This window comes from Agrobacterium sp. T29, assembly GCF_006970545.1.
In the GTDB taxonomy this organism is placed as follows: Bacteria; Pseudomonadota; Alphaproteobacteria; order Rhizobiales; family Rhizobiaceae; genus Agrobacterium; species Agrobacterium leguminum.
The window spans coordinates 1,114,035-1,131,802 of record NZ_CP040640.1 but is presented as its reverse complement, the minus strand read 5'-3'; the positions used below and the strand labels follow the sequence as shown (position 1 = coordinate 1,131,802).

Annotated in this window: 15 protein-coding genes; 2 read left to right on the top strand and 13 right to left on the bottom strand. The window is 60.0% G+C overall.

Translation table 11 applies throughout. The annotated features are described in order from the left end of the window. Positions 1-26: 26 nt before the first annotated feature. From FGF54_RS05790 to cysG, 5 genes are all read right to left on the bottom strand, one after another. A complete protein-coding gene (locus tag FGF54_RS05790; protein ID WP_035264028.1) occupies positions 27-839 on the bottom strand; it encodes a ferredoxin--NADP reductase in 813 nt (270 codons plus the stop codon). Between the two features lie 146 nt (positions 840-985). Beyond that, complete coding sequence (locus FGF54_RS05785; RefSeq protein ID WP_078052953.1) at positions 986-1,492, bottom strand: DUF934 domain-containing protein; 507 nt, start codon at positions 1,490-1,492, stop codon at positions 986-988. A gap of 10 nt (positions 1,493-1,502) precedes the next feature. After that, the gene (locus tag FGF54_RS05780) at positions 1,503-3,173 is read right to left on the bottom strand and encodes a nitrite/sulfite reductase (protein WP_003521340.1); all 1,671 of its coding nucleotides are present in this window, start codon (positions 3,171-3,173) and stop codon (positions 1,503-1,505) included. An 8-nt stretch (positions 3,174-3,181) separates the two neighbouring features. Beyond that, positions 3,182-3,496, bottom strand: coding sequence for a DUF2849 domain-containing protein (locus FGF54_RS05775; RefSeq protein WP_003521341.1), 315 nt, complete (start codon positions 3,494-3,496; stop codon positions 3,182-3,184). Then, on the bottom strand, positions 3,489-4,952 hold the full coding sequence (gene cysG / locus FGF54_RS05770; protein WP_142779143.1) for a siroheme synthase CysG: 1,464 nt from the start codon (positions 4,950-4,952) through the stop codon (positions 3,489-3,491). The genes FGF54_RS05775 and cysG overlap by 8 nt, the downstream gene beginning before the upstream one ends. Positions 4,953-5,170: 218 nt before the next feature. Here cysG and FGF54_RS05760 point away from each other — a divergent pair, with 218 nt between their 5' ends. Further along, entirely contained in the window at positions 5,171-5,803 is a 633-nt protein-coding gene (locus tag FGF54_RS05760; protein ID WP_371733933.1) for a deaminase, read from the top strand. 77 nt (positions 5,804-5,880) lie between these two features. Further along, the gene (gene mazG / locus FGF54_RS05755) at positions 5,881-6,726 is read left to right on the top strand and encodes a nucleoside triphosphate pyrophosphohydrolase (RefSeq protein ID WP_142779141.1); all 846 of its coding nucleotides are present in this window, start codon (positions 5,881-5,883) and stop codon (positions 6,724-6,726) included. A gap of 229 nt (positions 6,727-6,955) precedes the next feature. Here the strand turns inward: mazG and hflX are convergent, their stop codons facing one another. The 8 genes from hflX to dusB all read right to left on the bottom strand — a co-directional run bounded on the left by hflX (position 6,956) and on the right by dusB (position 17,712). Further along, a complete protein-coding gene (gene hflX / locus FGF54_RS05750) occupies positions 6,956-8,392 on the bottom strand; it encodes a GTPase HflX (RefSeq protein ID WP_174056745.1) in 1,437 nt (478 codons plus the stop codon). A 92-nt stretch (positions 8,393-8,484) separates the two neighbouring features. Continuing rightward, positions 8,485-8,727: an RNA chaperone Hfq gene (gene hfq / locus FGF54_RS05745; protein WP_003496145.1), complete on the bottom strand. Its 243-nt coding sequence runs from the start codon at positions 8,725-8,727 to the stop codon at positions 8,485-8,487. Between the two features lie 184 nt (positions 8,728-8,911). Beyond that, positions 8,912-10,288: a Trk system potassium transporter TrkA gene (gene trkA / locus FGF54_RS05740; protein ID WP_127756071.1), complete on the bottom strand. Its 1,377-nt coding sequence runs from the start codon at positions 10,286-10,288 to the stop codon at positions 8,912-8,914. 48 nt (positions 10,289-10,336) lie between these two features. After that, complete coding sequence (locus FGF54_RS05735; protein ID WP_003521348.1) at positions 10,337-11,701, bottom strand: sigma-54 dependent transcriptional regulator; 1,365 nt, start codon at positions 11,699-11,701, stop codon at positions 10,337-10,339. Next, the gene (locus tag FGF54_RS05730; protein ID WP_059752857.1) at positions 11,691-13,952 is read right to left on the bottom strand and encodes a PAS domain-containing sensor histidine kinase; all 2,262 of its coding nucleotides are present in this window, start codon (positions 13,950-13,952) and stop codon (positions 11,691-11,693) included. Before FGF54_RS05730 ends, FGF54_RS05735 begins: the two co-directional genes overlap by 11 nt. Positions 13,953-14,102: 150 nt before the next feature. Next, positions 14,103-15,554 carry a nitrogen regulation protein NR(I) gene (gene ntrC / locus FGF54_RS05725; protein WP_003521350.1) on the bottom strand — a complete coding sequence of 484 codons (1,452 nt, stop codon included), beginning with the start codon at positions 15,552-15,554 and terminating at the stop codon, positions 14,103-14,105. Beyond that, positions 15,551-16,699 carry a nitrogen regulation protein NR(II) gene (locus tag FGF54_RS05720; RefSeq protein WP_035264009.1) on the bottom strand — a complete coding sequence of 383 codons (1,149 nt, stop codon included), beginning with the start codon at positions 16,697-16,699 and terminating at the stop codon, positions 15,551-15,553. Before FGF54_RS05720 ends, ntrC begins: the two co-directional genes overlap by 4 nt. After that, a complete protein-coding gene (gene dusB, locus FGF54_RS05715) occupies positions 16,696-17,712 on the bottom strand; it encodes a tRNA dihydrouridine synthase DusB (RefSeq protein ID WP_142779140.1) in 1,017 nt (338 codons plus the stop codon). The genes FGF54_RS05720 and dusB overlap by 4 nt, the downstream gene beginning before the upstream one ends. Positions 17,713-17,768 lie beyond the last annotated feature (56 nt).

Here is a 17,768-nt window from a genome sequence, read left to right as displayed (position 1 = left end):
CCTGAAATCTCGTAGCTTTTATGGGATCAACCGACGAAAGCGCGCTCGATCACGAATTCGGCGGGCTTGTTGTTGGCGCCTTCGTTCAGACCGGCCTTTTCCAGAAGCTCCTTGGTGTCCTTCAGCATCGCCGAGGAGCCGCAGATCATGCCGCGATCGATTTCAGGATCGAGCGCCGGAACGCCGAGATCCGCAAACAGCTTGCCGTTCTCGATCAGCGTGGTGATACGGCCCTTGAAGGGGTAATCTTCGCGGGTGACGGTCGCATAATGCTTCAGCTTGTCGCCGACGATTTCGTTCAGGAATTCGTGGTTACGGATTTCCTCGACCAGATCGAAGCCGTATTTCAGCTCTGCAACATCACGGCAGGTATGGGTGAGGATGACCTCTTCAAACTTCTCATAGGTCTCGGGGTCACGGATCAGGCTCGCGAAAGGCGCTATGCCGGTGCCGGTGGAGAACATGTAAAGCCGTCTGCCGGGCGTCAGCGCATCCAGAACCAGCGTGCCTGTCGGCTTCTTGCGCATCAGCACCGTATCGCCGGGCTTGATCGCCTGAAGATGCGATGTCAGCGGACCGTTCGGAACCTTGATCGAGAAGAATTCCAGTTCCTCGTCCCAGGCAGGGCTGGCGATGGAATAGGCGCGGTAGATCGGCTTGTCGCCGACCATCAGGCCGATCATGGCGAATTCGCCGGAACGGAAACGGAAGCCGGCCGGGCGCGTCATGCGGAAACGGAACAGGTGGTCGGTATAGTGTTCCACCGATAAAACCGTCTCGGCGTAAACACCGTCAGGTATCTTGATCGCGAAATCTTCCGTCTTGGCTGGCGCGTTCATTTCAGGTTCCGTCCATTCTTATTCGATGCGACATTCTCCGACCGGGCAATTATACCATTTTTGCTCCGGTTTGAAGGCATGAGAATGTCAATACTGCCATGTGCGTAGGAAATATGTATCAAAAACTCATATTTCCACGCAACGTGTCATAGAGACGCACGACGACGCCAGCTATAGGCCTCACCGCCGCTCGCCGGCTTGGCCGTCGGCTGGTAATAAACCGGAATTTCCGGCAAGCGATTTTCGGACAGGCGGCGGATGGCCGTGCCGTTCGTCACTGCAAAGCTGGTGAAGCCGGTACGAAGCATCAGCGGCACCTGATCGATCAGGACGTCGCCAACCGCCCTCACCTCGCCCGCAAAACCGAGACGGCTGCGCAGCAGCGAAGCGTGGCTGAAACCGCGACCGTCATTGAAGGCCGGGAAGCTTATGGCGACAAGGTCGATACGGTCGAGATAGGGTCCGAGCCGCGTCACATCGTCGGCGGGCGTGATAAGAACGCCGAGGCCGATATCGTTGCTTTCGGCGGCACGAACCAGAAAATCGGCGAGCGGCAGCACGGGCTTCTGCTCCGCCGTCGCTTTCACTTCTTCCGTTTCGATCAGCCAGGGATCGTTTTCCACGAAGCCGTCGCGGTTCCAGATCTTCGTCATCGCATTCTCCTCAGGCGGCTTCTGCAGCGGAACCGTAGAGCGCATCCTTGAACGGTTGCGGTCCAACACGGCGATAGGCTTCGAGGAAAATTTCTTCCTTCGAAAGGCGAAGCCCGAGATAGGTGTCGACGATGGTTTCGATGGCGTCGGTGACTTTTTCCGGCTCGAAGCCACGACCGATGATTTCACCGATCGAGGTGTTCTCATCGCCCGATCCGCCAAGCGTGATCTGGTAGAGTTCCGCGCCCTTCTTTTCCACACCCAGCAGGCCGATATGGCCGACATGGTGGTGGCCGCAGGCATTGATGCAGCCGGAAATCTTGATCTTCAGCTCACCGATTTCCGCCTGACGCTCCGGCGAACCGAAGCGGGTGGAAATTTCCTGCGCCACCGGAATTGAGCGCGCATTGGCGAGCGCGCAATAGTCCAGCCCGGGACAGGCAATGATATCGGTGATGAGCCCGGCATTGGCGGTCGCAAGGCCAGCGCCTACCAGCGCGCGATAAACCGGCTCGAGATCGGCCAGCGCCACATGCGGCAGGATGATGTTCTGCTCATGGCTGATGCGGATTTCGTCGAAGGCATATTCCGCGGCGATATCGGCGACGAGTTCCATCTGCTCATCGGTCGCATCGCCCGGAATGCCGCCGATCGGCTTCAGCGAAATCGTCACCATGCCGTAGTCGGGATGCTTGTGCGGCGCGACGTTCTGCTCGACAAAACGGGCAAAGCCTTCATCGGCCCGCTTCCAGCGCGCCAGGCTTTCCCAGCCTTCCGGCCGATCCTTCAGCGCCGGCGGCGCGAAATAAGCGGTGATTGCCGCGATATCGGCATCCGGAAGCTTCAACTCGGTGTTCTTCAGCTCCGCGAATTCCACCTCGACCTGGCGGGCCAGTTCTTCCGCACCGGTTTCGTGCACGAGGATTTTGATGCGCGCCTTGTATTTATTGTCGCGGCGGCCGTGCAGGTTATAAACGCGCATGATGGCCGTGGTGTAGGACAAGAGGTCCTCTTCCGGCAGGAAGTCGCGAATTTTCTTGGCGATCATCGGTGTGCGGCCCTGCCCGCCGCCGACATAGACGGCAAACCCTATCTCACCCTTGTCGTTCTTTTTCAGATGCAGGCCGATATCGTGAACCTGAATGGCGGCACGGTCGCGCTCGGCGCCGGTGACGGCGATCTTGAACTTGCGCGGCAGGAAAGAGAATTCCGGGTGCACGGAAGACCACTGACGCAGGATTTCCGCATAGGGACGCGGATCGGCGACTTCATCGGCGGCCGCACCGGCGAAATGATCGGCGGTGACGTTGCGAATGCAGTTGCCGGAGGTCTGAAGCGCGTGCATTTCCACGCTCGCCAGTTCGGACAAGATATCCGGCGTATCGGAAAGGCGCGGCCAGTTGTACTGGATGTTCTGGCGGGTGGTGAAGTGGCCGTAACCCCGGTCATATTTGCGGGCGATATGGGCCAGCATCCGCATCTGCTTCGAATTCAGCGTGCCGTAAGGAATGGCGACGCGCAGCATATAGGCATGCAGCTGAAGATAAACGCCGTTCATCAGGCGCAGCGGCTTGAACGCATCCTCAGCCAGCTCACCGGACAAGCGGCGCTCAACCTGATCGCGAAACTGTGCCACGCGGCCTTCAACAAATGCGTGATCGAACTCGTCGTAACGGTACATATTCTTCCTCAGACTGCGATGAATGCTGCATCGGCCGGCTTGAAGCCGGTGGCATAGTGCACGGTGGGGCCAGCGGCGCGAATGCGTTCGCGAAGACGCGTCGGCCAAAGCTTGCCGTTCTCCTCTATGACATCGATGACGGCCACATCGACGACCTTGTTGGCGGAAAAATCCCGCTTGCCGATTTCCTCGAACGAGGCGACGGCCTCCGCATGGCGGGCAACGATTGCGCCCTGCAGGTTCTCCGTCCACTCCCCGTTGGCATCGAGCCAGACGGCGATGCCATCGCTCAGGCGGTTGGCGGTCAAAACCTTGTCAGCCATTTACATACTCCCGTTTGAAATCCGCCGGCCGCACTGACGATGCAAGCGCCTCGGACCTGTCAAAATTGGCGCCCGCCACCGCATCGCCGATGATGACCATGACCGGGCCGGTCAGTTCATCGCGATGTTCGAGCTCGGGCAGATCGTTCAGTGTGCCATGCAGCAGGCGGCGATCCGCGCGGCTGGCGTTTTCGATGACGGCAACGGTGGTTTCCACACCCAATCCCGCGTCGATCAGCCGCTTCGCGACCGAAGCAGCAACGCTGCGGCCCATATAGACGGCGATGGTGGCGCCGGAAACGGCAAGCCGGGCCCAATCGGGCAGGACATCGCCGGCCAGATCGTGGCCGGTAGTAAAAATCAGCGATGAAGCGACACCGCGCAGCGTCAGCGGCAATTCGAAATCCGCAGCGGCGGCGAAGGCCGACGTGATGCCGGGCACGATCTCATAGGCAATACCGGCCTCGCGCAGTGCCGCCATTTCTTCGCCCGCCCGGCCATAGACCAGCGGATCGCCGGATTTGAGGCGCACGACGCGCTTGCCATCTTTGCCGAGGCGCACCAGCAGACGGTTGATCTCATCCTGCGACTTGCTGTGGCAGCCCTTGCGCTTGCCGACGGAGAGGCGCTCGGCGTCGCGGCGGCCCATATCGATAATCGCCTGCGGCACAAGCGCGTCGTAAACGATCACATCGGCTTCCATCAACACGCGCTGCGCGCGCAGCGTCAGCAGATCTTCAGCGCCCGGTCCTGCGCCGACGAGCCAGATACGGCCTTCGCTGCGTTCGGGCGATTGCAGCAGGCGGTCGACGGCCTGACGGGCGGAAAGCGTGTCGCCAACGGCGACGGCATCCGCCACCGCACCTGAAAAGAACCGCCGCCAGAAATTGCGCCGCAAGGCACCCTTCGGCACGTTCTCCTCGGCCGCATCACGATACTGCACGGCAAGGCGCGCAAGCTTGCCAAGCGACGGCGACAGCATCTGGTCGATGCGGGCGCGGATCATCTGGGCAAGAACCGGCCCTGCCCCTTCCGTGCCGATAGCCACGGCGACGGGCGCACGGGCGACGAGCGCCGGGGTGAAGAAATCGCATAATTCCGGCTGATCCACCGCATTGGCGGGAATTTTCGCGGCGCGCGCGACGGTGACGATCTCACGGTCCAGCGCCTCATCGCCGGTAGCGGCGAAGACCAGTGTGGCGCCTTCGATCAATTCGCCGGCGAAAGCCAAAGCTCGATGATCGATGCCGTTTTTGCCAATATAACGGGCAAAATCGGCTTCCGGCTGGTCGGCATAGGCAATGATATGCGCGTTGGTATTGGCAAGAAGCCTTACCTTCGCGAAGGCTTCATCGCCATTTCCGAAAACAGCGACCTGCCGTCCCTCGACCCGGAAGAAAGCGGGGAAGGTTGAAAGGCGGTCGCCAGCAGCGGAAAAATCATGTTCGTTGTGCATTGGACATATATCCCGCATTGCGGTGCAAGATTGAAGAAACAGAAATTCAAGCCTTTCCGGCACCTGGATTTTTATTTCTCGAAGACCCCGGTTTTGGAGGAAAACAAACCGGCGATGCTTTTCCACACCCGCGCAAGCCCTGAGAATCCCCTCGCAATCCCTTGACAAAGCGGGTCCTCGCGCCGAACAAGGAGCGACCATCGACTGTCGATTTCCCCATGCGAAGACCGCTTTTTCTTAAAGCGGCACGAAGGACCAGACCCTTGACCAGCCCCACTCTCGCCGCCCGCCTTCTCGATGTCATCGAACAGGATATTCTGCCCTTGACGGCGCGTGGCGTCAGCCTTGGCAATAAGGTTTTCGGTGCGGCAATCCTGCGCAAATCGGACCTGTCGCTGGTGATCGCCGAGACCAATAACGAGCTGGAAAATCCACTCTGGCATGGTGAAGTACACACGCTGAAACGGTTTTACGAGTTGGGCGAAAAGCCGAACACGAAGGAGCTGATTTTTCTCTCCACCCACGAACCCTGCACCATGTGCATGTCCGCCATCACCTGGGCCGGCTTCGATAATTTCTACTCCTTCTTCAGCCACGAGGATTCCCGCGACGCTTTCGCGATCCCTCACGACCTGAAAATCCTCAAGGAAGTTTTCGGACTGGAACCGGGCGGCTATCGCCGCAACAATGCCTTCTGGAATTCGTATTTCATCGCCGATCTGGTGGAGGGTGAAGAAGACCCGCTGAAAACCACGTTGAAAGCGCAGACGGCCCGTATCAAGGCCGCCTATGACGATCTTTCCACCAGCTACCAGTCGTCCAAGAGCGGTAACGACATTCCATTGAACTAGAGCATTTCCGCAGGACGTGCGTGGCGGTTTTCCGTCCGGGCGATGCGCAGAAACAAAAAACGAAGGTTTGAGACACTATGGAAGCCTCGAAGGATATTTCCCGCCTGATCGAGATCATGGAAGCCCTGCGGCAGCCGGAAACCGGTTGCCCTTGGGATGTCGTGCAGACCTTCGAGACGATCAAGCCCTATACCATTGAAGAGGCTTATGAAGTTGCCGACGCCATCGAGCGCAAGGATATGGACGATCTTTGCGAGGAGCTGGGCGACCTTCTGCTGCAGGTGGTTTTCCATGCCCACATTGCCGAAGAGATGGGCGAATTCGCCTTTGGCGACGTGGTGCACGCCGTGACCTCGAAGATGATCCGACGGCATCCCCACGTCTTCGCCGTATCCGACGCCGACACGCCGGACGGCGTCAAACTGCAATGGGACCGCATCAAGGCGGAAGAAAAACGCGAGCGTGCAGAGCGACGCGCGCGACGCGGCATCACCGAGGATTTCAAGGCAGGCTTTCTGGGCGGCGTACAGCGCAGCCAGCCGGCGCTGACCGAAGCCCTGAAGCTGCAGGAACAGGCAGCGCGTGCCGGTTTCGACTGGTCGAACCCCGCTCCCATTCTCGACAAGATCGAGGAGGAAATCGCGGAACTGCGTGAGGCGCTGGCGGAGGGAAAACCGGAAAAGGTCTCGGACGAACTCGGCGATCTCATTTTTGCGCTCGTCAATATCGGTCGGCATGTCAAAGCCGATCCGGAAGATGCGCTGCGCGGTACGAATACGAAATTCCGCAGACGTTTCAATCACATCGAAACGTCGCTCAGCCAAAATGGCGAAACGCTGGAAGAAGCTAGCCTCGAGAGAATGGAAGATCTCTGGCAGGCGGCGAAACGCATCGAACGTTCGCTTGATACGGTTTCGTCCTGATCGCAGGGACATGCGGTGAATCCGCTAGGGCACAGCACTTCTATTACGACTGCCGAATGCATCTGGCAGCAGCGCAGCATCCGAAACCTTCACTCCGGATTTAGTCCTAGCTCCAGCGCGATCAAGTCTTTGATCGCAAAGGATTCTTCTCACGGCGCAGACGCGCCGTGGCTGGATTGCGGCTCAAGGCTGGAATGACGGAGAGAGTTTGGGATAATGCAAGGAGCGCTCAGCGCTCCCAGTCTTCCCGCTCGCGAACCGTCGCTTTTCCAAGCTTCCGTTCCAGTTCGGCCGCTTGCGCTTCCGAAAGGCGCACATCGAGCGCAACCGACCCGTCCTCATGGTCTTCACGGCTGTCAACGATGGAATTGCTGTAGACCCAGGAGATCAGCGGCAATTGTTCGATGGAGAGGACAACGGTCGTTTCCGTCAGAACACCGGAAAGACGCTTTGAAATTTCGTCCATCAGGGCATCGACGCCCTCGCCCGTGATGGCCGAAACGGCGCGGATATCCGAACGACCCTCGGCACGCTGCATGATGGCGTCATGCGCTTCCGGCTCGAGACGGTCGACCTTGTTCCAGACCTCGATGATGCGCTTTTCCGCTTCCTTCTCGTCAATGCCGAGGTCACCGAGAATACGCAACACATCCGCAGACTGAGCGGCATTGTCCGGATCGGACATATCGCGCACATGCAGAACGAGATCGGCTTCCAGCACCTCTTCCAGAGTGGCGCGGAAAGCGGCGACCAGATGCGTCGGAAGGTCGGAAATGAAACCGACCGTATCGGACAGGATGACGGTGCGGCCATGCGGCAACTTCATGCGGCGCAAGGTCGGGTCGAGCGTAGCGAACAGCATATCCTCCGCCAGAACGCCGGCGCCGGTGATGCGGTTGAACAGCGTGGATTTGCCGGCATTGGTGTAACCGACCAGTGCGACGATCGGATGCGGCACCTTGCGGCGCTTGGCGCGGTGAAGCTGGCGCGTGCGCACCACCTGCTCCAGCTCGCGCTCCAGCTTGACGATGCGTTCCTGCAAAAGCCGGCGGTCGGCTTCGATCTGGGTTTCACCCGGACCGCCCATGAAGCCCGCACCGCCGCGCTGACGTTCAAGGTGGGTCCAGCTTCGGACGAGGCGGCCCTTCTGGTAGTTCAAATGCGCAAGATCGACCTGCAGCGTGCCTTCCTTTGTGGAGGCGCGGCGACCGAAGATTTCAAGGATCAGGCCCGTGCGGTCGATGACCTTGCAATTCCACTGCTTTTCGAGATTGCGCTGCTGCACCGGGGTCAGCGGATGATCGACGATCACCAGGCCGGAATCGGTCTCGTCGAGAAGATGACCGATTTCCTCGATCTTGCCGGTTCCGAACAGCGTGGCGGGACGCGGCTGGTTCACCGGAACGATGAGACCCTGCGTCACTTCCAGATCGATGGCGAGCGCCAGTCCCTTTGCTTCCTCAAGCTTGGCTTCGACCGAACGGCCGGGGGCAGCCGGGCCGGCAGCCGCGTCGCGCGTTTCGCGCTGCTTGAGAACCGGCACGAGGACGACCGCACGCATGTCGTCGCGGCGCTTTTCCTGCTCCGGAATAATCGATTCGTTCGAGGTGTCGCGCGTTGAAATGGGTTCAGCCTTGTCCAGAAAGAGGATTGCGGCCGACCGCATCCGCGCGGGCGGCCATGGGGATTAACCTGACGGCACGGAAAATGTTCCCGGTCCGGGTCAGTCTATGTCGAATATCCGTCGAGGGAGCCCGATCAGGCAGCGCCTTCTTCGCTTTCGAACATCTGCATCGGCTGGCCGGGCATGATGGTGGAGATCGCATGCTTGTAGACAAGCTGCGAATGACCGTCACGGCGCAGAAGCACGCAGAAATTGTCGAAGGAGGTAACAACGCCCGTCAGCTTGACGCCGTTGATCAGGAAAATCGTGAGCGAAATCTTTTGCTTACGAACGGTATTGAGGAAGAGATCCTGAAGGTTTTGAGAACGTTCCGCCATGGCGCCGCTTCTTTCTTTTTTGCCGGCAGGGATACCGGAAAATAATCAATCAATAATAAGCCGGCCGAGTCTTGTCCCCCGCTTGGCCGACCTCAAACTCTGGTATCAAATCGTGTTCCGTTCCGCAACGGTCAAAACAGCCGAATGAGTACGAGTATTGACCCACATTTTCAATTCGGGACAGTCAAAAATATTGTATCGAAACACGGAAAAGTTGTTCCACGTCGCGCACCGCATCGGCGGATGCAAACAGCACGACCCGGTCCTTCGCCTTGATTTTCGTGCTGCCATCCGGGCGGATCACCACGCCGTCGCGATAGATCGCCCCGATGCGCACACCGTCGGGCATATCGATGTCGCGGAAGGACTGGCCGACCAGCGGCGACGTTTCCAGCGCTTCCGCCTCGATCACCTCCGCCGAGCCGCGCTGGACAGCATAGACTGAGCGGATGCGGCCCTTGCGCACGTGCTGAAGCACGCGGGAGATCGTCACGGCCCGCGGGTTGATATAGGCATCGAGCCCCAGAGAGCGGGCGACGTCGTGGAACGACGTACTGTTCAAAAGCGCCAGATTCGATTTGCAGCCGAGTTGCTTGGCAATCACCGCCGCCAGAATATTGGTCTGATCGTTATTGGTGAGCGTCACGATCAGATCGGCATCCTGAATATCGGCCTGCATCAGGATTTTCTGGTCGAGCGCCGAGCCGTGCATGACGATGGTATTGCTGAGCTGTTCTGATGCGGCAACCGCCCTGTCGCGGTCCGCCTCGATGATCTTCACCCGCGTTTTCGGCTGCATTTCCTCGATCTTGCGGGCGACGAAGTGGCCGATATTGCCGGCGCCGGCAATCACGATGCGCTGCGCTTCCTGCTCCTCATGGCCAAAAAGGCTTAAGGTGCGGCGGGCATGCTGGCGCTGGCAGATGACATAGGCAAGGTCGCCCACCCGCAACTGTTCCGAAGAATGCGCTACCTTGAGGATACCATCCCGATACACCCCCACCACGGTGGCGATGAGGTCTGGAAAGAGGCTGGAAAGCTGCTGCAGCGGTGTGTTGATGACCGGACAATCCTCCATGCATTCGATGGCCAGCATGTAGATCGTGTCGTCGGCGAAACGCACCACATCCGTTGCGCCCGGAAAGGCGATGCGCCGGAGCACCATCTTGCCGACTTCGACTTCCGGCGAAATCGTCACGTCGATGGACATGTTCTCGCGGCTGAAGAGATCGGCATATTCCGGCTTCAGATAGCTCTGGTCGCGGATGCGGGCGATCTTGGTCGGCACGCTGAACAGGGCATGCGCCACCTCGCAGGCGACGATGTTGATCTCGTCATGCAAGGTCACGGCGATGATCATGTCGGCCTGGTCGGCGCCGGCCTTGGCCAGCATGTCGGGATGCGCGCCATGGCCGACATAACCGCGCACATCCAGCGTCTCGGTAATGGCGGTGATGAGCGGCGCGGCGGTATCGATGACCGATACTTCATTATCCTCCCGCGACAATTGTTCGGCGATGCCGTAACCCACCTGCCCTGCGCCGCAAATGATGACTTTCATGCTGTCTCTCTGACGGAATAATCGGTTACGGCGAAGCGCCTTCTTTCCTTATACGCCGAGAGATTTCAGTTTGCGATGCAGTGCAGACCGTTCCATGCCGACAAATTCCGCCGTTCGCGAAATATTGCCGCCGAAACGGTTGATCTGCGCCATGAGATAGTCGCGCTCGAACATTTCACGGGCTTCGCGCAACGGCAGGGTCATGATGTGCTGATCGCCCTGCGCCGAAATCTTCGGCAGCATGTCGCCAATATCCGACGGCAGCATGTCGGCCGAGATCGGCGCTTCACCGCCTTCTGGACGGGCGAGAATCATCAGCCGCTCGATATTGTTGCGCAGCTGGCGGATATTGCCCGGCCAGTCATGCGTCTGGAGAACGGCCATGGCGTCGTCGCCGATCTTGCGCGGACGGATGCCGGCCTGCTCGGAAATCTGGCGCATGAACATATCGACGAGGAAAGGAATATCCTCGCGCCGCTCGGAAAGCGCCGGCACCTTAACCGGCACCACGGCGAGGCGATGATAGAGATCTTCGCGGAACTGGCCTTCGGCAATCAGGCTTTCGAGGTGATGGGCGGTCGAGGAAATGATGCGCACATCCACCTTCACCCGCTTCCCGCCGCCAACGCGCTCGAACTGCTGATCGACCAGCACGCGCAGGATCTTGTTCTGCGTCTCGCGCGGCATTTCGCCGACTTCATCGAGATAAAGCACGCCGCGATGGGCTTCTTCCAGAGCGCCGACCTTGCGCGGCTGTCCGGGAAGGCCTTCAGTGCCGAACAGCGCGATTTCCATGCGGTCCGGCGTGATCGTCGCGGCGTTGAGCGCCACGAAGGGTCCGCTCGCACGCGAGGACTTCTTGTGCACCATGCGCGCCACAAGTTCCTTGCCGGAACCGGAGGGACCGAGGATCATGATGCGGCTGTTGGTGGGCGCAACCCGGTCGATGGTCTGGCGAAGCTGCGACACCGCAAGCGACGCGCCAACGAGTTCAACCGCGTCACCGGTCCGCTTCTTGAGTTCCTGAACCTCGCGCTTCAGCTTGGAGTTTTCCAGCGCCCGCTCGGCGATCAGAATGAGACGGTCGGCCTTGAACGGCTTCTCGATGAAATCGAAGGCGCCGCGCTTGATGGCATTGACGGCGGTTTCGATATTGCCGTGACCGGAAATCATGACCACCGGGATTTCGGGATGGCGGCTCTTGATCTCATCCAGCAGCGCCAGACCGTCGAGCTTCGAACCCTGCATCCAGATGTCGAGAAAGATCAGACGCGGCACGCGCTCCGAAATGGCGGCCAGCGCGCTGTCGCTGTCGAACGCCATGCGGGTCTCGTGGCCCTCGTCGGAAAGAATGCCCGCTACGATTTCGCGAATGTCCGCCTCGTCATCCACGACCAGAATATCAGACGCCATATGCTGCTTCCTTGTTATTTTCGCCGCCGACCGCCTCGATATAGGGCAGCAGCACTCTGATCATGGCGCCGTGGCCGTGATCGAACTCCGGCGGGGCATCGTGGAGTTCCAGATACCCGCCATGCTCTTCGATGATTTTCTTGACGATGGCGAGGCCGAGGCCCGTGCCCTTGTCCCGCATTGTCATATAGGGTTCTAGAATGCGGTGACGGTTCTCGACGGGAAGGCCGCGGCCATTGTCGATGATGTCAGCCACGAAACGCGAATTGGCTTCGTCAAAAGCGGCGCGCACCAGAATTTTACCCGGCCGCTTTTCGCCTTCCACCGCCTCGATGGCTTCCGTCGCATTCTTGATGAGATTGCCGAAGGCCTGACCCAGCATGCGGGCATCGAACATGCCCTCGAGCGGGATATCGCCCAGTTCGGTTGAGAATTTCGTATCGGCGGCGCTGATCTCGCGCAGGAACGCCGCATCCTTCAGGATCGCCCGCAGGTCCGACTTTTCCTTCGTCGGCTTCGGCATGCGCGCAAAAGCGGAGAATTCATCCACCATCCGGCCGATATCGCCGACCTGCCGGACAATGGTGTCCGTACACTGGTCGAAGACGGCACGGTCGCTCTCGTCGATCTGCTTGCCGAAACGGCGTTTGATACGCTCGGCGGAAAGCTGGATCGGCGTCAACGGGTTCTTGATCTCATGCGCGATGCGACGCGCCACATCCGACCATGCGGTCGAACGCTGGGCGATGACGAGATCGGTGATGTCGTCGAGGGTGATGACGTAGCTGTCACGGCTGTCGCGGGCGTCCTCGCGGGTCACCTGCACATTCAACGTCCGTTCCTTGCCGCGCCGCATGATGTTGATCTGCTTGCGGAAATTGCCGCGTGACCAGGTATTGGCCTCGTTGACGACCTGTTCGATTTCGGGCGCGATCTCCGACAGTTGCGCGCCGATAAGCTGCTCGGATGTCTGCGCCAGAAATTCTTCGCCCGACGGATTGACGATGGTGATCCTGCGGTTCTCATCGACACCGATGACGGCGGCGGTGACGCCTGACAGCACGGCCTCGATGAAGCGGCGGCGGTCGTCGATATCGTCCTTGGCCTCGATGATCTGTTCCTGCTGGCTGCGCAGTTCCGAGACCATCTTGTTGAAGGTGCGCGACAGTCGCCCGACGTCGCCATCGACCGCGCGGACGGGAACCAGCACATGCATGTTGCCGGTGGCGACACTGTCTGCCGCACTGATGAGGAGACGGATCGGCCGCACGATACGGTCGGCCACCGCAATCGCCGTCCAGATGGCGGCGAGAAGAACGATCAGCGCGAAACCGAGATAGAGGATCGCAAAGGCGATCTGCAGCGGCGCGCGGCCTGCCTCCATCGCCTTGTATTCGGCACGGTTCTCCTCCATCAGCCGCATCGCGCTCATCACCTTGGGATCGACGGCGCGCACCGTGTAAAGGAAGGTGCCGCTGATGCCTTCGAGCTTGATAATGGCGCCGACGAGGTTGGTGATACCGGGCGGTATCAGCGTCGGCTGGCCGGCGGCCGCCTTTTCAAGCGCGTCATGCGGGATGGCGGGAAGCGGTTTTTCGGTCTTGATGTCGGCCTGAGCAACGGCGTCGCCGTCCTCCTGCACCAGAAACGCGCCGAGAAGGCCGCGCCCCTTGGCCTGACGGGTCATCAGGTCGACGAAGCCGGTGCGATCCAGATAAAAAAGCGCACGGTTGCGGTCGAGGTCTGTCGCCATCGACAGGGTCTGACCCTGAAGATAACCGGCATTCTCCATCATATAGGCCTGGGCGATATTGCTCGATGAATCGACGATCGACTGCGTGCGCAGCGAAAACCAGCGGTCGAGGCCTACATTCAGCGTCAGACTGGCGAAGATGGCGACGAGCACCGCAGGCGTAATCGCCACGATGGAGAAAAGCACGACGATGCGGACATGCAGACGAGCAGCCGCCCTGCCCTTTTTACGCGCTTTCAGCAGCCGGTTGATTTCGCGCCCGATGAGGAAGATCAGGCCGATCACGAAGATCGAATTGATGACGACGGATGCGATGACGACGTTCGATGTCGGCGCGATTGGCGTGACGCCCAGAAGCACGAACAGGGTGAGGATGGCGCAAACGAGAGCGACGCCGGCGAGCACCAGCCCCGGCAAAGCGAAAGACATCCTGCGATCGGCAACCACCATGCCCGCTGCTTCATCGGCAACGGCGTTTTCGGCGGCGGGTTTCCGCATGCACTACTCCCAATCGCTGGCCAGCCAGCACCACATTTCTGAAGTCAGGCGAGACGCGCCTCAGACCGGCGAATCTCTTTCCTTCCTAGTGTTTTTCAAGCAACACAATGTGGCGAAAGTGCAACGACAAATGCAACCTTGTCAACATTCTCAGGTTGGGCGGGAGCTGCGATAAACGGAAACACCAAGCTCGCGGATTTTCTTGCGCAGCGTATTGCGGTTCAGGCCGAGAAGATCGGCGGCCTTGATCTGGTTGCCACGCGTCGCGGTCAGAGCCGCTAGAATCAGCGGATATTCGAGTTCGCGCAGAACGCGGTCGTAAAGGCCTGGCGGCGGCAGGCCATCGCCAAAACTGGCGAAATAATCCCGCATATTTTCCTCCACCGCCTGCGAAATGGTGAGCGAACCGGTGCGGACCGCCATCTTGTCGAGCGGGCTGTCGGGAACATCCGATTGCAGTTCCTGCTCGATGATCTCGCGGGTGATGACTTCCTGCGGGTAAAGCGCCATCAGGCGGCGGATCAGGTTTTCCAGCTCGCGCACGTTGCCCGGCCAGGCATAGGCCTTCATGACCTCCAGCGCCTCGCTCTCAAAACGCTTGCCTTCCAGACCTTCCTTCTCGCCCTGCTGGATGAAGTGGCGCACCAGATCGGGAATATCCTCAGCGCGGTCACGCAGCGGCGGCAGCCGCAGCGGCACGACGTTCAGGCGGTAATAAAGGTCTTCGCGGAAAAGGCCCTGATTGATCGACTGCTTCAGGTCCTTGTTGGTGGCGGCGACGATGCGGACATCCGTGCGGATCGGCGTGCGGCCGCCCACCGTGGTATATTCGCCCTGCTGCAACACGCGCAGCAGCCGCGTCTGGGCGTCCATCGGCATGTCACCGATTTCATCGAGGAACAGCGTGCCGCCCTCAGCCTGTTCGAAACGGCCGGTGGAGCGGTTCTGCGCGCCGGTGAAGGCGCCTTTCTCATGGCCGAAGAGTTCGGATTCGATCAGGTCGCGCGGGATTGCTGCCATGTTGATGGCAACGAAGGGACCGTTGCGGCGCTTGCCGTAATCATGCAGCGCACGCGCCACCAGTTCCTTACCCGTACCGGATTCACCCGTTATCATCAGCGTCAGGTCGGTCTGCATCAGGCGGGCGAGAACGCGGTAGATTTCCTGCATCGCCGCCGAGCGGCCGACGAGCGGCATCCCGTCCTGCATGTCGTCATCGAGCTTGGCCGGCTTGCGCTTCGGTTCCGACAGGGCGCGGCCGATGATGGCGATCAGTTCCGTCAGGTCGAAGGGCTTCGGCAGGTAATCGTAAGCGCCTTTTTCCGAGGCCTTGATGGCCGTCATGAAAGTGTTCTGCGCACTCATGACCAGAACCGGCAGGTCCGGGCGGGCCTTCTTGATGCGCGGCAGCAGGTCAAAAGCGTTTTCATCGGGCATCACGACATCGGTCACGACAAGATCGCCCTCACCCGCCGAAACCCAGCGCCAGAGCGTGGCGGCATTGGAGGTGATGCGCACGTCGTAACCGGCGCGGCTCAGCGCCTGGTTCAGCACCGTGCGGATTGCGGCATCATCATCGGCGACGAGGATCGTAGCTGTCATTGGTCATTTCCTGTCGTGTTCGGCAAAGAGCGGTCGTCGAGCGCCACTTCCGGCGAGACGGGCATCAATACGCGGAAAGTCGTGCGGTGGTTCTGGCTGTCGCATTCGACAATGCCGCCATGGGCGCCGATCAGCTTGGCGACAAGCGCCAGCCCAAGGCCCGAACCATTCGTCTTGGTGGTGATGAAGGGATCGAAAAGATGCGGCAAAAGATCGGCCGGAACGCCCGGGCCATTGTCATGCACGCAGAATTCGAGCGGCAGCGAGATGCGCTCGCGGCTGCCGGCGACCGAAAGCCGCATGCCGGGGCGATAGGCGGTGGTGAGGATGATCTCGCCATCCGGCTGGTTGCCCACGGCTTCCGCCGCATTCTTCACCAGATTGAGAAAGACCTGCACCAGCTGATCGCGATTGGCATAAACAGGCGGCAGCGACGGGTCGTAATTCTCCGAAATCTTGATATTGCGGGCAAAGCCGGCCTTGGCGATGGCCTTCACATGATCGAGCACGGAATGGATGTTGACCGGCACGCGATCCACCGGCCGCTCGTCGGAAAACACCTCCATGCGATCGACCAGCGAGACGATGCGGTCGGTCTCGTCGCAGATCAGCCGCGTCAGCGCCCGGTCTTCATCGGCAACCGATGTCTCAAGCAGCTGGGCAGCGCCGCGAATGCCGGACAGCGGGTTCTTGATTTCATGCGCGAGCATGGAGGCAAGGCCGGTAACGGAGCGCGCTGCCGCCCGGTGGGTCAGTTGCCGGTCGATCTTGTCGGCCATCGACCTTTCCTGGAACACGACAACCACCGATCCCGGTTCGCTGACAACGGGCGCGACATAAAGATCGACCAGCTTGTCCTGGCCTAGACGCGGCGAACTCAGATCGACGCGATATTCGTTGACCGGCGCGCGGCGCTCCCGCACCTGATCGATCAGTGCGAGCAACGGGCTGCCGAAGGGAATGAAGGTGGAAACGCGGTAGCGGGCGAGATGGGAGGCGCTCGCCCCGAAAAAGGCTTCGGCTTCCCAGTTGGCAAAGGCGATGAAACCTTCGGCATCCACCAGAATAACCGGGTTCTGCACCGCGTTCAGAACCGCCATAGCAAGCGGGTTTGCATCTGCCGGGCTGTGTTTGTCAGCGCTCATGCGGCCTTCCTTGCGGCTTCTTCGCCCGCATTTTCGCTAAGGGCGGAGCGCAGCAGATCCGCCACTTCCGCCGTGTCACGCGATGTCATGATTTCAGCCTTGTCAGGCGTGGCGATCTGTGGCGCGAAACGGTCGAGATACCAGCCAAGATGTTTGCGGGCATGCCGGAGACCGGCTTCCCTTCCGTAAAATTCCAGCATCATATCGTAATGTTCGATGGCGATGGCGGGAATATCGTCGCGGTGCGGCGCTGAATGTCCGGCAAGCACCGCCGGCAGCCAGGGCTGCCCCTGCGCGCCGCGACCGACCATGACGGCATCCGCACCCGAGCGGCGCAGGATTTCCCGCGCATCTTCGGCTGTTTCCACATCGCCATTGGCGATCAGCGGCACGGAAATCACCTCGCGCACGGCGCGGATGGCGTCCCAATCCGCATGCCCCTCATAAAACTGCATACGGGTACGGCCGTGAATGGTGATCAGCTGGACGCCTGCGGCTTCGGCACGGAGGGCGATCTCCGGCGCATTGATGGTGTTCTCGTCCCAGCCGAGCCGCATCTTCAGCGTCACAGGTACGTCGACTGCATTGACCGTCGCCTCGATGAGCGAGAGTGCATGATCGGGATCGCGCATCAAAGCCGAGCCGGAATAACCGCCCGTCACCTTCTTGGCAGGACAACCCATATTGATATCGATGATGCCGGCGCCATTATCCGCCGCGATCTTCGCTGCCTCGGCCATAAAATGCGCCTCGCGTCCTGCGAGCTGCACCATATGCGGAACCATGCCGGCATTTTTCAGCCGCGCCCAGGATTCGCCTCGGTTGGCGACGAGCTCACGGCTTGCCACCATTTCCGTAACGACAAGGCCCGCGCCATAACGCCAGGCGAGCTGCCGGAACGGCAGATCCGTCACGCCCGACATGGGCGCCAGCACGGCACGATTACGGATCGTGACTGAGCCGATGCTGAACGGTTCTGACAACTCCGGAAGATGCAATTGATGATCTTTCATGCAGAAGGGTTATTTGCATTATTTTTAGACAGTGTTTGTGCAGTTGCCAAGCACTT

Excerpts from the sequence above, each read along its gene's own strand:
- FGF54_RS05780 (WP_003521340.1), bottom strand. The coding sequence starts at position 3,173 with ATGTACCGTTACGACGAGTTCGATCACGCATTTGTTGAAGGCCGCGTG.
- FGF54_RS05735 (WP_003521348.1), bottom strand. The coding sequence starts at position 11,701 with ATGGCGTCTGATATTCTGGTCGTGGATGACGAGGCGGACATTCGCGAA.
- FGF54_RS05775 (WP_003521341.1), bottom strand. The coding sequence starts at position 3,496 with ATGGCTGACAAGGTTTTGACCGCCAACCGCCTGAGCGATGGCATCGCC.
- ntrC (WP_003521350.1), bottom strand. The coding sequence starts at position 15,554 with ATGACAGCTACGATCCTCGTCGCCGATGATGATGCCGCAATCCGCACG.
- FGF54_RS05730 (WP_059752857.1), bottom strand. The coding sequence starts at position 13,952 with ATGCGGAAACCCGCCGCCGAAAACGCCGTTGCCGATGAAGCAGCGGGC.
- cysG (WP_142779143.1), bottom strand. The coding sequence starts at position 4,952 with ATGCACAACGAACATGATTTTTCCGCTGCTGGCGACCGCCTTTCAACC.
- hfq (WP_003496145.1), bottom strand. The coding sequence starts at position 8,727 with ATGGCGGAACGTTCTCAAAACCTTCAGGATCTCTTCCTCAATACCGTT.
- mazG (WP_142779141.1), top strand. The coding sequence starts at position 5,881 with ATGGAAGCCTCGAAGGATATTTCCCGCCTGATCGAGATCATGGAAGCC.
- FGF54_RS05790 (WP_035264028.1), bottom strand. The coding sequence starts at position 839 with ATGAACGCGCCAGCCAAGACGGAAGATTTCGCGATCAAGATACCTGAC.
- dusB (WP_142779140.1), bottom strand. The coding sequence starts at position 17,712 with ATGAAAGATCATCAATTGCATCTTCCGGAGTTGTCAGAACCGTTCAGC.
- trkA (WP_127756071.1), bottom strand. The coding sequence starts at position 10,288 with ATGAAAGTCATCATTTGCGGCGCAGGGCAGGTGGGTTACGGCATCGCC.
- FGF54_RS05760 (WP_371733933.1), top strand. The coding sequence starts at position 5,171 with ATGCGAAGACCGCTTTTTCTTAAAGCGGCACGAAGGACCAGACCCTTG.
- FGF54_RS05720 (WP_035264009.1), bottom strand. The coding sequence starts at position 16,699 with ATGAGCGCTGACAAACACAGCCCGGCAGATGCAAACCCGCTTGCTATG.
- FGF54_RS05785 (WP_078052953.1), bottom strand. The coding sequence starts at position 1,492 with ATGACGAAGATCTGGAACCGCGACGGCTTCGTGGAAAACGATCCCTGG.
- hflX (WP_174056745.1), bottom strand. The coding sequence starts at position 8,392 with ATGCGGTCGGCCGCAATCCTCTTTCTGGACAAGGCTGAACCCATTTCA.